Origin of the sequence: Sphingobacterium spiritivorum (genome assembly GCF_016725325.1) — a bacterium.
Lineage (GTDB): Bacteria > Bacteroidota > Bacteroidia > Sphingobacteriales > Sphingobacteriaceae > Sphingobacterium.
In genome coordinates, this window is sequence record NZ_CP068083.1 from 4,763,317 (window position 1) to 4,779,616 (window position 16,300).

Consider the following 16,300-nt stretch of genomic DNA (forward strand, 5'->3'; position numbering starts at 1 on the left):
CTTCCCTGATTTATATCATTCCAAAACCTTTATTCACCAGTAAAGGCTTTTAAGAATTGTGTACGAAATGTAGAATCCTTTTCTGTAATCTCAAATGAATTTTTGTAGGTATCTATTACTGCAAACACTTCAGCTTGTTTGTCATTCGGAATATCAAAGAATAATTTGAAGCTATATGTTCCGTTTTTAGTCAGATCGACTTTGCCTTTATTAGATGAAAATACAGTAGGTAATATCGGAGAACTCAACATAGGCTTGCTTTCCGGTATTTTGAACAGATGAGCTGCACTTTTTACAAAAGCATCTGATTGAGCTCCCAATGAAAAAATCTTGATAGCACCTTTTCGGAATCCATTATCCTCATTAGGTGTACCATCTGCATTGATTCCCGGTTGAATATCAGATAAAACTTCCAGACGAAGTCCTACCGTATCCGTATTATACAAGCCTTTAGCTACATAAAAAACAGATGAATCCGATGTACCGTCTTCCTTAATTGTAAAATAGAAATGTTTCTTTGCATCTGTTGAATCCGCCAGCTGATGAAGAGCAATCTCTCCTGATTTAGTACCATCTTTGGATTTATTAGCGGAGTCACCACATGCAACAGCTAATGCCAGAACACTAATGCCAAATAAACTTTTTATAACGTTCATATTGATTAATATTGATTTAACAATTAATTACTTTTTACTGTAAAACACCAAGATATTCATTTTGTTTTTCATTTGTCATATGAACAAAAAATTATTTGATTAATGCATCGTATAAGATCTCTACCGGATGATAGGATTTTCTTGCTGTACCATCTTTGATCTGATGCCTGCATGAAGTACCTGCTGCTGCAATGAGAGTAGATGCATCTGTTTTACGCACTTCCGGCAGCAATACCAATTCCCCGACCTGCATAGAAACTTCGTAATGCTCCTTTTCGTAACCAAATGAACCAGCCATTCCACAGCATCCGGATGGGATCACTTCTACCTCATAGTTTTGCGGGAAAGAAAGCAAGGTTTCAGTAGCTTTTACAAGCTTAAATGCTTTCTGATAACAATGTCCATGCAATTTTATCTTTTTGGACGCTGCTGTAAACTGTTCTTTATGAATACGTCCTGCCTCAATCTCCCGAACCAGAAATTCATCAATCATAAGGGCATTTTTTCCCAATTCATGAGCTGCAGGTCTTAGTTCAACATCCACCAGGGAAGGATACTCATCCCTAAAGGTGATTATACCGGATGGTTCTACACCTAGCAAAGGGGTAGCTTCAGAGATAATATCTTTGAGCAGGGAGACATTCCGGTTTGCCAGTACTTTTGCATCTTTTACAAATCCTTTAGACAGATAGGTACGGCCGCTCTCTACATGCTTGGGAACGATTACTTCATAACCTAATGCAACCAGCAGTTTGTAGGCTGTTTTCCCTATTTCCACATCATTGTATTCTGTAAACTCGTCACTGAAAAGATATACTTTTCTTTTAGAACTGCTGCTGTAAGATTGCTTTTTCACCCAGGAACTCAATGTCGTACCTCCTACTGTAGGAAGTGATCGTTGAGGTGCAAAACCGACAACACGCTTTACTATCCCTGAAAGTAAATCACTTTTGACTACCAGATTATACAATGGTGCCACCGCTACCCCCAGTTGCTGGGATTTGGTGAAATTCGCAATCAGCTTTGTACGGAAAGAGGAACCGTTTGCATCATAATAATGCTGCAGAAACTCTGCTTTCATTTTTGCAACATCTACGCTAGAAGGGCATTCTGTCTTACATCCTTTACAGCTCAGACAAAGATCCATAACTTCCTTGAGCTCTTCGTGGTCAAACCGGTTGGTTTGCGTAGAATTCGTAAGAAATTGCCGCAATACATTTGCACGTGCACGTGTCGTATCCTTTTCTCTTCGTGTCGCCATAAAAGAAGGACACATGGTACCTCCGGTAATCTCTGTTTTACGACAGTCTCCGGAACCCGAACATTTCTCAGCCAGTCTCAGTATGCTTTCGTCTTTACTAAAATCAAAGTATGTCTTGATCTCGGTACGGTTATCATTATTATCATAGCGAAGATGCGTATCCATAGGCGGTGTATTGACAATTTTATTTGCATTGAAAATACCTCTGGGGTCAAATATCTGCTTGACCTGCTCTAATAAAGCATAAACTTCCTCACCTAAAACTTTACCTATGAATTCTCCTCTCAGCCGTCCGTCACCATGTTCCCCACTTAGCGAACCGTTATATTTAAGTATCAGATCACTGGTACGTTCCAGTATCCTTCTGAATGTTTTCTTTCCTTCTGCAGTCTTCAGATTGACAAATGGTTCTATGTGTAATTCTCCTGCTCCGGCATGTGCATAGTAGGAAGCGTGGACCGCTTCTTCCTCTAATAACTTCTGAATATCCGTCACATATGCAGGCAAATCTTCCGGTGATACGGCACAATCTTCGATCAGATTGACAGGCTGACTATCTCCAGGCAGGTTACGGATCAGTCCCAGTCCGGCTTTGCGAACATCCCAAACCAGATCTGTCTGTGGTCCTGTCACATATGGATAAGCATATCCCAATCCTTTTGAAATCAGTTCTTCTTTAAGCGACAAAGCTTTTTGTGCTACTTCTTCGGCTGTATCTCCCCTGAACTCTACAATTAATAAAGCCTGCGGATCTCCTTCGATAAAGAAGCGATTGTGCTGATAGGTCGGATGGCCGACTGTAAAATCCATGATATACTTATCTACCAGCTCGGATGCTTCAGGGTGGTGTGAAAGTGCGACTACGTTACCATGCATACATTCCACCATATCTTCAAAATGTACACATAACAATCCCAATTCAGGGGGAGGCAGTGGCATAAGATTCAACTTTGCTTCTGTAACGACTGCCAGTGTACCTTCAGATCCGGCCAGCAGCTTACACATATTAAAGGGTTGGCTTTTATCCGAAAGCATATCAAGCGCATAACCTGTATTACGCCTGGTCAATGATCTTTTAGGATATCCTTTATCAATGGCCTGCAGGTTCTTTTCATCTGTAAGAATATCATTTATCCGTCTGTATATTTCCCCTTCCCGATCTTTTTGAATCAACTTTTTAAAATAGTTCCCTTCATCCAGCGATTCGAATGTCACTTCTGACTGATCATCCAGAATCACCTTTGCAGACAACAGGTTTTGTCGTGTATCTCCCCATACTATAGAATGAAGTCCGCTTGAATTGTTTCCTATCATTCCCCCTACCATCGCTCTGCTGGCCGTGGAAGTTTCCGGGCCGAACATTAATCCGAATGGTTTCAGGTATGCATTCAGGTCATCCCGGATCACGCCCGGCTCCACCCTCACCCATTTCTCTTCGGTATTCAATTCGAGGATGCGTGTAAAGTGCTTAGACATATCAACGACAATTCCTTTGCCCACCACTTGTCCTGCCAAAGAAGTACCTGCAGTTCTCGGAATAAGTGTGATGGCCATGGCAGTAGCATAACTCATAAGCAAGTGCAGATCATGCACATTCTTCGGAATCGCTACAGCCAGCGGCAACTCCTGATAAACAGATGCATCTGTAGCATAAGCTATACGAATAGTCCGGTGCTGTGCAGTATCATTATAATAAAGGTCTCCGTTAAGAAGATCACTCAAATGGTCTAGTGATTGTATACTTTCCACGTTTAATAAATTAAAAAAGGTAGCTCACAAAGCTACTAACAAAAGTTCTAAAGTGTAAGACTTAAAGATAATGCTAATTTATGCGTAATTTTTCCTAACTAAAACTAAAAAACGCAAAAACTTGCATAATAAACATAAAATTATTCATATTCCTCCTTTAAATACATTTTATATTTGTGCCGTAGGATACGCACTGATACCTTTGAATAGAATATGAAAGAAAAACTACTACGTTACAGCTTAGGTTCAGATCTTATCATATATGCTCTCCGCTGTTTGATAGGATTTGGAATAGGATACTATATCTACTGGAAATTCCCTGAAAAAGAACTTTACTGGATGTTGATTTCTGTTGTACTGGTTATTTCTCCTGAGGAGAAGGATGCCAAAAAGCTGGCTATTGAGCGGTTTAAATCTAATTTTATCGGATCCGTTATCGGTTTATTTTGTTATTTCATTCCTGTACATCAGGTTTTCATGATGCTGACAGGTATTCTTCTGTCTATTATTGTCTGCAGGCTCTTCAATATTCTTAATGTGGCCAGAACCTCTATGGTAGCACTGATCATCGTACTTGTACATGAACAGCAACAACATAGTTACTTCAGCGCCTTTGAACGGTTTTTATCCGTAGGAATGGGCTGTTTTATTGGTTTAATGGTCACTTTAGTGACTTCTTACTTTATTAACAAGCTTCGGCGTAAACTTAATCTTGTCCGGGAAACAGACATAAATACCGATTGATTTTTGATATTTTTACGATTCTTCCTACTTTTAATCTCATAATCTATTCCTTATGAAATTAAAAGCGACTTTTTTATTTTCTTTTATTGCCCTTTATATTCATGTAATCGCTCAGGATATATTGACAGACTCGGCTTATGTACGTGAGCATTATACCAAGATTGAGCAGCTTATACCGATGCGGGACGGGGTAAAATTGTTTACGGCCATCTATATTCCTAAAGATACAAATAACAAATATCCCTTCCTGATAAACAGAACACCGTATACCGTTTCTCCATACGGAGCAGATCAGTATAAAAAAACACTTGGCAATTTTCCAGCTATGATGCGCAAGGGATATATATTTGTCTATCAGGATGTCAGGGGTAAATGGATGAGTGAAGGAACTTTTGAAGACGTCAGACCACAGCAAAGTAAATATACGTCCAAGAAAGACATCGATGAGAGTACAGATACCTACGACACTATTGACTGGCTGGTCAAAAACATTAAAAATAATAATGGGAAGGCAGGAGTATATGGTATTTCCTATCCTGGATTCTACTCTACAGCTTCACTTGTGAATGCACATCCTGCACTGAAAGCTGTTTCGCCTCAGGCGCCTGTGACAGATTGGTATATCGGAGATGACTTTCATCACGGCGGCGCTTTATTCCTGATGGATGCCTTCCGCTTTATGTCTACTTTTGGCGTACCTCGCCCACATCCGATTACTCCGGACAAAGGGCCTAAGGGATTTGAATTTCCAATCAAAGATCAATACCGGTTTTATCTGAACGCAGGAACTGTCAAGAATCTGAAAAATAAGTATTTTGCCGATAGCATCAAATTCTGGAATGATCTGTTTGCACATCCGGATTATGATCAGTTCTGGAAGAGCAGACTGATTACCCCTCACCTTACTAATGTGCAGCCTGCTGTAATGGTCGTAGGCGGTTTTTTTGATGCAGAGGATGCTTACGGAGCATTCAAAACATACCAATCTATAGAGCAGCAAAACAAAAAGAATAACAATATACTGGTCATGGGCCCCTGGTTTCACGGCGGCTGGGTCAGAGGTGATGGCAGTTCCTTTGGAGATATTCAATTTGATCAAAAGACCAGTATCCATTATCAGGAAGAACTGGAACTGCCATTTTTCGAATACTATTTAAAGGGTCAGGGAAATTTCAATGCAGCTGAAGCCAACATCTTCCTTTCGGGCAGTAATGAATGGAAAAAATTTAATTCATGGCCTCCTAAAGAAACACAGCAAAGAAATCTCTATCTGCATCCAAATGGAAAATTATCCTTTGATAAAGTACAACGTACAGATAGCTGGGACGAATATGTAAGTGATCCGAATAATCCGGTTCCCTTTCAGGCGGGTGTATGGGATAGCCGTTCACGGGAATATATGGTGGATGATCAGCGATTTGCCTCTACCCGACCGGATGTCATGACCTATCAGACGGATGCCCTTTCTGAAGATATGACGTTGACCGGACCGGTAATCGCTAATCTGGTTGTATCCACTACCGGAACTGATGCCGATTATGTGGTAAAACTGATTGACGTCTATCCGGAGGATAGTCCGAATAATAAAAATACGATGATGGCCGGTTATCAGATGCTGGTCAGAGGAGAGATACTGAGAGGTAAATACCGCAATGACTTCTCTAAACCGGAAGCTTTCGTTCCGGAACAGATCACAAAAGTCAATTATACGTTGCCGGATGTTGGCCATACATTCAAAAAAGGACACCGTATCATGATACAGATCCAAAATTCATGGTTCCCTTTAGCAGATAGAAACCCACAGAAATTTATGAATATCTATGAGGCCGAACCTCAGGATTTTCAGAAGGCTACACAACGTATTTTTCATGATGTACATAACAGTTCGTATATCACATTACCGGTGCTGAATAATTGACGGCACCGGCATCTGCATATACAGAATTAAAAATGAACCTATTAGCTATTTAAGAGCTATTTAAATCAGTATTAAAACCAAACCAACTCCGCATAATATTCTTAACATAATTTTAATGTCAGAATTTTATTCATAATTACATACAATATTTTGAATATTATTCAATAATACTTACCTTTGCACCAGAATGGCAAAAGTAGAATATAATTTAGATCAGATTGACCTTCAGATCCTGCGTATTATGCAGGACAATGCACGTACAAACAATGCAGATATTGCGCGAGAACTGGGCATGGCTCCTTCCGCGATTCTGGAACGTGTAAAGAAGCTGGAACAAAAGAATATTATCTTACAATACAATGCTAAGATCAATCCCGCTGCTGTAGATCAAAAATTGTTGTCTTTTATCTTTATCAAGGCAAATGACATTATCGGTGAACAAGGTGTAGGCATATTACTTGCTGAAATACCTGAAGTACAGGAAGTACATGATATCGCCGGAGATGACGGATACCTGATTAAGGTAAGAACAAATGACTCTTCTGGTCTTGTCGATTTAATGCGTAATACTTTTTCGAAGATCGACGGAATTATTTCTACCCGCACTACGATCGTTTTACAAACGGTCAAAGAAGAACAAAAAGTGGTTATTCCTGAATAACAGGAGTAAATAAAGGAGGTATTTATCATGCAGGCAAATGCAACATTAAAAAAATCAAACCATGGCGCGATGGTCATCGCAGCTTATGCAGTCGTGTATATTGTATGGGGATCTACGTTTTTCTTCATTGAAAAGGCGCTTCATAGCTTCCCTCCGTTTGTATTAGGATCATTACGTTTTATAACAGCCAGTGTTATTTTAATGAGCTACTGCAAAATCAAGGGGTACAAACTCTTTCAAAAGAAAGCTGTACGTGACGCATTGGTTGTCGGATTTTTACTCTTATTTATTGATATGGCTGCTGTTATCTGGGCAGAACAGCATATATCCAGTGGAATAGTAGCCATTATGTCTGCTGCTGCAGCTATATGGTTTGTACTATTGGACAAATCCAAATGGAAAGAAAATTTTACCAGTGTTCCTACTATTGTAGGTCTTTTTCTGGGATTTCTGGGTGTGGTCATGTTATTTGGTGAACAATTGATGATTTCCGATGGTTCTTCTCAAAAAACAGTCCGCGTACTGGCTATGATTGCGATGGTAGTAGGATCGATATCCTGGACCGTAGGTTCATTATACTCTAAGTACAGTGTAAAAAAGGAAAACAAATCTGCCGATCAGCCATCAGATCAGAAAGAAGATCTTCATGTCATGGTCAAGACAGCATGGCAAATGGTGATTGCCGGGGTAATGTTTACGATCGTAGGATTGAGCAATGGCGAATATGCGGGCTTTGATTACACTACTGTAACTACCGCCAACTGGTGGGCATTAGCGTATCTGATTGTATTCGGATCTATTCTGGCATTCAGCTCATACATCTGGTTACTGCAGGTCAGACCGGCTACTGAAGTGAGTACGTATGCTTATGTCAATCCTATCGTAGCTGTAATCCTTACCTACTTTTTCTCTGATCATGTGGTGACCAGTCTGCAGATTTCTGGATTAGTTGTCGTACTGATCAGTGTATTATTGATGAACTGGAATCTGTATAAAGATAATACTACAGTAGTAGCAATACGTAACAAAGGTTTTAGAAGAAAATCTGTCATTGCTCCTAAAGAGAGCATTCGTATACAGGATGTAGAATCTGACAAAAGAACTTCAGAAGCAATTCTTTAGATATAAAATAAGTGATGTTATTTTATAGTATAACAACAAAGCCATTGCAGATTTGCAATGGCTTTGTTGTTTATAGCGCTTGCGGATCTCTCTCCGGATCCTGACGGTATTATTTCACAAAATAGCGATGCTCTATTACAGTGACATCCTGTTCACCTGTAGCTTTTGCTATCGTATCTTTCACTACACATTTACCGGTTACTCCTCTCCAAACCAGAGCTCCGCCCAAGGTCAATGTAGAAAATCCGGTCAACGGGCTTTTGAAAATATTACGAATACCGATACCAAGAATAAACCCTCCTGCTACTACAGACAGAACACGCTCTGAATTGCCGACATTTCCATCAACACAACCTGTGTCCAGTTTATCCTTGACTTTTTCTAAAGCTAAATTCAATATATTGCTCATAATTTGCTCCTTTATTATAACTTTATAACAAATAGTCTTATTTTATGTTTTGAGGAAAATCCTAAAATTTAGTTAAATTTTTCAAGCCATACCGCTTAGGACTTTAAGGGTCCTGACGATCAGTATACAACAGAACACTTTATGCAGGTAAAAAAACATTCGGGAGAGTTAGTTCCCTTCGAACCAAATAGTCTAAAACAATCTCTCTCCAGATCAGGTGCAAGTGACCAGGATGTAGAAAACGTATTTCAATTTATTCAGCAAAATCTTTATGATGGCATATCCACTAAAGAATTATATAAACTTGCTTTTGATCTACTCAAAAATCAAAGAGATTCTTATGCTGCACGATATAGTCTCAAAAAGGCATTGCGTGAATTAGGTCCTGAAGGTTTTTATTTTGAAAAATGGATCGCCCGTCTCTTTGCAGATGAAGGATACAAAAGTATTAACGGTCAGACAGTACAGGGACATGCTGTGACACATGAAATAGATGTAGTAGCGCTCAAAGGAGATAAAATGCTGGCTGTAGAATGCAAATTCAGAAATGATATTGAAGCCAAAATTTCGGTCACTACACCTATGTATTTTATGTCAAGAGTCAAAGATATCAGTAATCTTCCTTTTAGTTTCTTTGGCGGTGAATATACTTTTACTGAAGGATGGCTTGTCACAAATGCATATTTCACATCAGATTCTACGGATTTCGGAGAATATTACAAGATGAATCTGCTTTCCTGGAATTATCCTAAGAACAGCAGTATCAAAGTACGTGTAGATGACAACGGACTGTATCCGGTGACCTGTCTAACCTGTCTGAGCGACAGTGAAAAAGGGATGTTACTCAAAAATCAATGTATACTGGTCAAAGAATTACTTGATAATCCCAGTATTCTGCAAAGTATACATGTAAATCCTGAAAAAGCTAAAAAAATCCTGAAAGAAGCAAACGAACTTGTGAACAGTCCGGTGGAAACGGAGCATTAATGCCGTATATGAAGAATATATTTTTAAAAGAGGAACAGAAGTTTATGGAAGGAGCCCGCAGCAGATGGCGGGAACTCAAATATGTAGGCGGAGTTGTATATCAGTTTATTAAAGGATTCCGTGCCCTTCATTTTATCGGGCCCTGCATTACAGTATTCGGATCTGCCAGGTTTAAGGAAGATCATCCCTATTATGCATTAGCCAGAAAGGTATCAGCAGAAGTTTCCAGATTGGGATTTACGATCATGACAGGTGGAGGACCGGGAATAATGGAAGCTGCTAACCGGGGAGCAAGAGATGCGGGCGGCCCTTCTGTAGGTTGTAATATTGTACTTCCGCACGAGCAACATCCTAATCCTTACCTGGATAAGTATATCAATATTGAGTATTTTTTTGTTCGGAAAGAGCTTCTTCGCAAATATTCATTTGGTATTATCACACTACCGGGAGGATTTGGCACACTGGATGAACTTTTTGAAACTATAACCCTGATCCAAACAGGTAAAATAAAAAAGTTCCCCATCGTAATTATGGGACTGGAATATCACCGGCATGTTCAGGAGCACATTGCGACGATGGCATTGGCAGGCACAATCAGCCCTGATGATCAGGAATTAATCTTATTTACGGACGATATCGATGAGGCTATAAGTCATATCAGAAGACATGCAGAAGAAAGCCGTATACTGAAATTACAACCTCCTAAAAAAGCAAGCTGGGTACTTGGCGAAAAGAATCTGAAAAAACAGGCTTAATCAAAAGCATGCTATAAGGTACGAGTATAATGCCCGTACCTTATATGAATATTCTATATTTCATTTTTCAATCTTTCTCCTGATAAAATCGGGATCTATCCTTAACAAAGAGAGAAAAACGGCTTTCGGATAATACAATATCACACGTTTTCTTAGTTGGCAAGAATATGCCATTGTATAAGTTGATAATATCATCTTCTCTTGAATTTCGTAGTTTACAAATATTTTTACTCGTAAATAGTCATTATCAGCTACTCGTATTCCATTTAAAAGCTAATAAGAACTCTTTCATCGTATTACCATCATTTTCACATAAATTTTCATAATTATAACCTGAGGTTATACGATAGTTGTCGATATTTTTTTTATTTCAATTCAATAAAGATACATTTGATGACAACTATTAAAAACCTATTTAATTATGAAAGCTAAATTAATACTCATTTTTAGTTTCCTGGCCTGTATGTATGGGTGTAGACAAGATCAGCTACTGGAATTAAGTCCTCAAATAGAAAACTCACAATCTCTTAAACTGGATTTTGAACAAAAAACCGGATACAATGAAAAGGATATCTACTTTCTGAATCCAAACTTTAGAACTTCTATTAAATGGAGCAAGATTGTATGGAGAAGTACGGATACGGCTTACATCAAGGTAAATGTATTGGATGAGCTTTCATATCCACTCGGGGACACCGTGATTTCACTACAGGATCAGGTATGGATCAAAGCATTCAAAAACAGTCGGAAAGAATGGAGATATTTGCTGCTGACTTTTATCCCTGTAGAAACAAAGAAAGCGTTTTCAGGAACGATTATCTCTTCATCTATTCTGTCAAACAGCACAAAAATAGCTACCTTTAGTAAAGGAGAAAATATTAAAAATCTGGATCAGACGAATGTAACTGCTATCGAGAAGTATAATAAAAGTATGGGCTCTTTAGTCAAAATGGCAGCAGGAAAGAAATGTGTATATGCTTATGTGAACGGACAGCTCAATCAGATCTCCTGTACAGATACGGATGAAATTGATGACGGTGATGGTGGAATTTACGATGATCCACCACCCAATCCAGGTGATTATTACCCGACTAACCCACCAATAGGTGGTGGTGATACAGGCGAACAAAATGAAGAAGATAAAGTCACAGACGACTTAGATGATTATCCATGTGCAAAAAATATATTAAAGCTTCTGCCAAATTTGAAAACCGATATTGCAGCAAGAATGAATCAACTATTTGGAGGCAGTGAATTTAATGTTAATTTCAATGCATACGATTTTAAAAATCCAAACATAGATGGGAAAGCATACAGGGGAAATCCTGATGCTGAAGAACAACAATACACAGTAAGTTTGGATTCTACATTATTAAGAAATGCAACACAGGAATATATTCTAGCCACTATGTATCATGAAATGATTCACGCTTTCTTTTTTGGTGAAGCAATTGCTGATCCACAGAATTTTGGTCTTCGTTATCCCACTATTCATCCTTATGATGTAGCGGGAGTTACAAAATATAAAGCTGTTCAAAATCATTCTGATATGATTAATATCATGTATACAATTAAACAGGCAATTTTGAGCTTTAATCCGAACTTTCCACCTGAAAAAGCTGAAGCTTTGGCAAAATTAGGAATAGTGGAAATAAATAATACAGAATTACAAATTAATCAAAATGAGAAAAATGCAACACAAAACAGAAGTGGTCAAAAATGTGCTGATTAGTATCTTTATAAGTTTATTTTCCATTACGGCACTGGCTCAACAGACCAACTTTTTAATAGACCTTGATTCAGTAGCAGAAGAGTACTCCGTAAGCCGTTTTTCTCTATCTACTCGTGATATTTACGGCACTAATGATTCTGTCTATCTTTTTAATATAATGCCAAAATATATAGAAAATCCCAGAGAGAATCCGGAGTTTGCAAGAAACAGAATAAAATATCTCTTCTTGTTTGCTGTCTTCCCAACATTAAATTCGGATGAACAATGGACAACATATGAAAAATTCCCTCATCATATTAATATTCTAAGTTTTAAGCAGCTTTTAGCAGATGGACCATCAAATATTAAATTAAAAAATGAACCAAAAATGCCTGATCGGTATGGAATACTTATAAAGAAAGGTCAGAAATATTACAAATCAAACATATCTTATATGCAGACATTTTATCTGAATAATTATCCAAGTGCATTTAATGTTCCTGCTAATGTGATTAATATTAATCAACAACCAATATCGATAAAAGATATGGAGAAAATATACGAAACAAATTATAAAGGGAGGGATTTACCAATATTTCCAAATGTTTCTTTTCAAGGATTTGATAATATTGGATTAGAGCGTTTCTACCTGTCAGGGAAATTTAGGATTAAGAATATGGATGCATATCAGTTTTGGACCTTCAAGCCCAGATATGAAGTAAGTCATGGAGAAAGTTGGGAGCAGGGAATTGATCGGTTTATCTATATACCTGACCAAGGAATCGTTGGAGGTTCTTTTGACTTTTACTTCTACTATCATCGAAAAAAACTGGGTATGACAACTCTGGATTTTAAGAATAACATTAGAGAAGAAAAAGTAATGCTTGCTGAACAATATAAGTAATAGTGTTGCATCAGATATCTTAACATCATTAATATACCGATCCTGTCAAGAAATTGATCTAATTCTATAATTTAATACTAATTGCATTTATTACTTTCTTAATGTTATTATGTAGAGCCAATTTTCACAAAACGTTTTTTAAGACCATATCCAGAGCACAATAAATGTTTTAAAGAAATAGTAAAATTATAATGAAAAAAACAATCATATCCTTACTTGCTATGACCCTTCTAATAAATTATGCAGTTTCTCAACAAAAGGATCTTAATCCTGGTTTTGCTGAGTTTAATCGCAGTTTTTCTAAGAATTTTAAATATCCTTTTCAATTAGAAGATAGATGTATTTCAACTGTAACTTTAATGATGGTTACATTTCGTAATGATGGAAGTGTTGACTTAATTGAGTTTTCAGATAGTGTACTTGACCAATTTAAAGATGAGTTTTTTAAAGTAAAAGATAAAATAGACTTTAAAAGTGTATTTAATGACATTATTAATATAAATCAAGAGAATAAAGTAGTTGTCATTCCCATATTTATAGAATCTGAAAAAACCGGACCTTTAGGGTGTGCATCTAATATCATTGCTTCGGATCTTAAAAATCTCTATAATTTCTCAGGGAAGCCAATATCAGGAAATTATTATTTATACTCTGGTCTTTATATTATCAATGCAGTTGTATTAAACTGAGGAATACAAACAAAAGTATTTATTTCAACAACTCGATTCTTTATGAAAAATATAATTCTACTATTCTTTACACTTAATTTTTTAAATACGTCTATTTCAGCTCAAAAAAATAATGATTACAAAGGTTACGAAGCATTTTACAAGAGCTTTAACACCTATTTTAAATATCCTCAACAGCTGTCCAAGAGGTGTATTCCAGTATATACTGTAATGATGATCAAGTTTGGAAAAACAGGAAATATAGATTCAATACAATTTTCAGATAGTGCATTTCCACAATTTGTAAGTGAAGTTATTAGAATAAAAAATAATTTGAACTTTAAAAGCATTTATAATGATCTGGTTGATATAAACAGAAATAATGATGTTGTATTAATTCCTATACATATTGATACTGAACAGATAGGAGGATGCAAATCTACTATCATACCGCAGGACATAGTAGATTTATTTAAGTTTTCAGGAGAAAGATTAACGGGTAATTATTTTATGTATCCGGGAATTTATTTCAAAAATTTTGTTGGGATACCCAACTATTAATATAGTAACCGTTGAGTTTATGAAAGGAATTATTCTATTATTAGTTGCTTTCCTACTATTTTTAAAGGGAAGCTATGCCCAACAACCAAATAAAGATTCGAATTTTGCAGAATTTAAACGAAGCTTTGTTCTAAACTTCAAATATCCGCCAGAACTGAATAAAAACTGTATACCAACATTGACACTTATGTTTATTCATTTCTCAACTGATGGCAATGTGACAGCAATAAAATTTTCAGATAGTGCTCTTCTCCCATTTGTTAACGAAATGCTTAGAATAAAAGATAAGTTGGATTTTAAAAGTATATATAAAACAGTAAGCAACAACAATACTGAAAACAGAAATATTTTGATACCTATACAGATTGATGCAGATCAGAAAGGTGATAATGGATGTTTATCAATTGTAGGTGAAGAATCACTTAAAAAACTTTATCTTTTTCAAGGACAGCAAATTTCAGGCAATTATTATCTGTACAAGACCTTATATCTGATTGATCCTGCAAATTCTTTCTAAACAGTTTAAATTACTTGTGTGAAACACATTTTATTTTTTAACATAAAGAGTATTATTACAACACTAATGATACTCATATATACGAATAATACCTCTGCTCAAAATATTACGAAACATGAGGGATTCGACAGTTTTTATAATAGTCTTAATACAAATTTCAAATATCCGAACCAGTTAGCTAAACGTTGCATACCTATTTTTACAATGATGTTTGTCCAGTTTAAAAGTAACGGAGATATAGATCATATTAAATTTTCAGATAGTGCATTTCCACAATTTGTAAATGAAATATTTAGAATAAAAGACAAATTAGATTTTAAAAGTGTGTATAACGACATCGTTAAAATTGAACCCAGTAACAACTCTGTACTCATCCCTATACATATTGACATACAATATATTAACGGCTGCAAATCTGTCATTCTCCCAAACGACCGGTTAAATCTTCTACATTTTTCCGGAGAAGAATTAGAAGGAAATATTAATATATATCCGGAAGTTTATATCAAAAATTATGTGGGACAAGTTCACTACGATTAATCAGTAAATATGACAAGAATACTCTGACTTTTATTTATGTAAAATCTTTTTATTGATTAGGTCAAAGTACTTTTAAGCTATAAAAATGAAAAAAATGCAACACAAAACAGAAGTGGTCAAAAATGTCCTGATTAGTATCTTTATAAGTTTATTTTCCATTACGGCACTGGCTCAACAGACCAACTTTTTAATAGACCTTGATTCAGTAGCGGAAGAGTACTCGGTAAGTCGTTTTTCTTTATCTACTCGTGATATTTACGGCATTAATGATTCTGTCTATCTTTTTAATGTAATACCGAAGTATATAGAAGATTCTAAAGAAAATCCTGAGTTTGCAAGAAACAGAACTAACTACGTATTCTTATTCACCGTCTTTCCTACATTAAATTCGGATGAACAATGGGTTTCATTTGACAAATTTCCAGACCACTTTAATTTGCTAAGTTTTGACAAACTTTTAACACTTGGAGGTAGATTTCTTTATTATGAAAATCGACTAAAAACACCTGAAAACTATGGTATTATTCTAAAGAAAGGAGATAAGTATTTTAAATCTGCAATTGGAACTCTACAGATATTTTATATTACAGATTTTCCCAATGAGTTTAATATTCCCAAAAGTGTGATTGACATTAATCAGGCATTAATTACAGTAAAAGATATGCAAAATGTATACAAGAACTTTTATAATGATACTGACCTGCCAATTGGCCCACGTTCAAATCCTAAACATTTAATTAATAATAATATTGAGCGTTTTTATCTATCAAAGAAATCTCATATTAAAGGAAGAGATGCATACCAGTTTTGGACTTTTCAACCTTGGAATGAAGTCAGTGATAATATAAATTGGGAAAAAGGAATTGACCGGTTTATCTATATACCTGATAAAGGAATCGTTGGAGGCTCTTTTGACTTTTACTTCTATTATTATCGACAAAAACTGAGTATGACAACCTTAGATTTTAAGAATAACATTAGAGAAGAAAAAGTAATGCTTGCTGAACAATATAAGTAATAACACTCTGAAATTCAGAAAAATAAGATAATAAAAAAAATCAATTATTACAGGAACTGCCGACTTTATTCTTTACGCCTGCAGCTCCTGGACTATAAAACTCTTTTCCTGAGGAAGTT

The 16,300-nt window shown here is 36.3% G+C and carries 16 protein-coding genes; 13 read left to right on the plus strand and 3 right to left on the minus strand.

Annotated features, from left to right (window positions below; translation table 11 throughout):
- Nucleotides 1–29 precede the first annotated feature (29 nt).
- Together I6J02_RS20015 and I6J02_RS20020 are read right to left on the minus strand one after the other, a co-directional pair.
- Nucleotides 30–656, minus strand: a complete 627-nt coding sequence (locus I6J02_RS20015) for a hypothetical protein (protein WP_201679527.1) — start codon at nucleotides 654–656, stop codon at nucleotides 30–32.
- Nucleotides 657–747: 91 nt separating this feature from the next.
- Entirely contained in the window at nucleotides 748–3,666 is a 2,919-nt protein-coding gene (locus tag I6J02_RS20020) for an FAD-binding and (Fe-S)-binding domain-containing protein (protein WP_201679528.1), read from the minus strand.
- A gap of 213 nt (nucleotides 3,667–3,879) precedes the next feature.
- On the opposite strand from I6J02_RS20020, the gene I6J02_RS20025 reads away from it, so the two are divergent.
- The 4 genes from I6J02_RS20025 to I6J02_RS20040 all read left to right on the plus strand — a co-directional run bounded on the left by I6J02_RS20025 (nucleotide 3,880) and on the right by I6J02_RS20040 (nucleotide 8,111).
- The gene (locus I6J02_RS20025; protein WP_201679529.1) at nucleotides 3,880–4,410 is read left to right on the plus strand and encodes an FUSC family protein; all 531 of its coding nucleotides are present in this window, start codon (nucleotides 3,880–3,882) and stop codon (nucleotides 4,408–4,410) included.
- 52 nt (nucleotides 4,411–4,462) lie between these two features.
- Nucleotides 4,463–6,328: a CocE/NonD family hydrolase gene (locus tag I6J02_RS20030; protein WP_201679530.1), complete on the plus strand. Its 1,866-nt coding sequence runs from the start codon at nucleotides 4,463–4,465 to the stop codon at nucleotides 6,326–6,328.
- Nucleotides 6,329–6,515: 187 nt separating this feature from the next.
- Nucleotides 6,516–6,989: an Lrp/AsnC family transcriptional regulator gene (locus I6J02_RS20035; protein ID WP_002994666.1), complete on the plus strand. Its 474-nt coding sequence runs from the start codon at nucleotides 6,516–6,518 to the stop codon at nucleotides 6,987–6,989.
- Nucleotides 6,990–7,016: 27 nt separating this feature from the next.
- Nucleotides 7,017–8,111, plus strand: coding sequence for an EamA family transporter (locus tag I6J02_RS20040; protein WP_201679531.1), 1,095 nt, complete (start codon nucleotides 7,017–7,019; stop codon nucleotides 8,109–8,111).
- A 109-nt stretch (nucleotides 8,112–8,220) separates the two neighbouring features.
- Here I6J02_RS20040 and I6J02_RS20045 read toward each other — a convergent pair whose 3' ends face one another.
- Nucleotides 8,221–8,520: a DUF2892 domain-containing protein gene (locus I6J02_RS20045; protein WP_002994663.1), complete on the minus strand. Its 300-nt coding sequence runs from the start codon at nucleotides 8,518–8,520 to the stop codon at nucleotides 8,221–8,223.
- 141 nt (nucleotides 8,521–8,661) lie between these two features.
- Between I6J02_RS20045 and I6J02_RS20050 the strand changes: the two genes are divergently transcribed.
- From I6J02_RS20050 to I6J02_RS20090, 9 genes are all read left to right on the plus strand, one after another.
- Nucleotides 8,662–9,507, plus strand: coding sequence for an ATP cone domain-containing protein (locus tag I6J02_RS20050; protein WP_201679532.1), 846 nt, complete (start codon nucleotides 8,662–8,664; stop codon nucleotides 9,505–9,507).
- An 8-nt stretch (nucleotides 9,508–9,515) separates the two neighbouring features.
- Nucleotides 9,516–10,262, plus strand: a complete 747-nt coding sequence (locus tag I6J02_RS20055) for a TIGR00730 family Rossman fold protein (RefSeq protein WP_201679533.1) — start codon at nucleotides 9,516–9,518, stop codon at nucleotides 10,260–10,262.
- Nucleotides 10,263–10,683: 421 nt separating this feature from the next.
- On the plus strand, nucleotides 10,684–11,994 hold the full coding sequence (locus I6J02_RS20060; RefSeq protein WP_201679534.1) for a hypothetical protein: 1,311 nt from the start codon (nucleotides 10,684–10,686) through the stop codon (nucleotides 11,992–11,994).
- Nucleotides 11,945–12,877 (plus strand): hypothetical protein, encoded by a 933-nt coding sequence (locus I6J02_RS20065; protein ID WP_201679535.1) that lies wholly within the window; start codon nucleotides 11,945–11,947, stop codon nucleotides 12,875–12,877. Before I6J02_RS20060 ends, I6J02_RS20065 begins: the two co-directional genes overlap by 50 nt.
- Nucleotides 12,878–13,068: 191 nt before the next feature.
- Nucleotides 13,069–13,566, plus strand: a complete 498-nt coding sequence (locus I6J02_RS20070; protein WP_201679536.1) for a PTS sugar transporter — start codon at nucleotides 13,069–13,071, stop codon at nucleotides 13,564–13,566.
- Nucleotides 13,567–13,608: 42 nt separating this feature from the next.
- A complete protein-coding gene (locus tag I6J02_RS20075; protein ID WP_201679537.1) occupies nucleotides 13,609–14,106 on the plus strand; it encodes a hypothetical protein in 498 nt (165 codons plus the stop codon).
- 19 nt (nucleotides 14,107–14,125) lie between these two features.
- Complete coding sequence (locus I6J02_RS20080; protein ID WP_201679538.1) at nucleotides 14,126–14,623, plus strand: PTS sugar transporter; 498 nt, start codon at nucleotides 14,126–14,128, stop codon at nucleotides 14,621–14,623.
- 66 nt (nucleotides 14,624–14,689) lie between these two features.
- Nucleotides 14,690–15,163 carry a hypothetical protein gene (locus I6J02_RS20085; RefSeq protein ID WP_236582190.1) on the plus strand — a complete coding sequence of 158 codons (474 nt, stop codon included), beginning with the start codon at nucleotides 14,690–14,692 and terminating at the stop codon, nucleotides 15,161–15,163.
- A gap of 85 nt (nucleotides 15,164–15,248) precedes the next feature.
- Entirely contained in the window at nucleotides 15,249–16,181 is a 933-nt protein-coding gene (locus tag I6J02_RS20090) for a hypothetical protein (protein WP_201679540.1), read from the plus strand.
- Nucleotides 16,182–16,300: the final 119 nt, after the last annotated feature.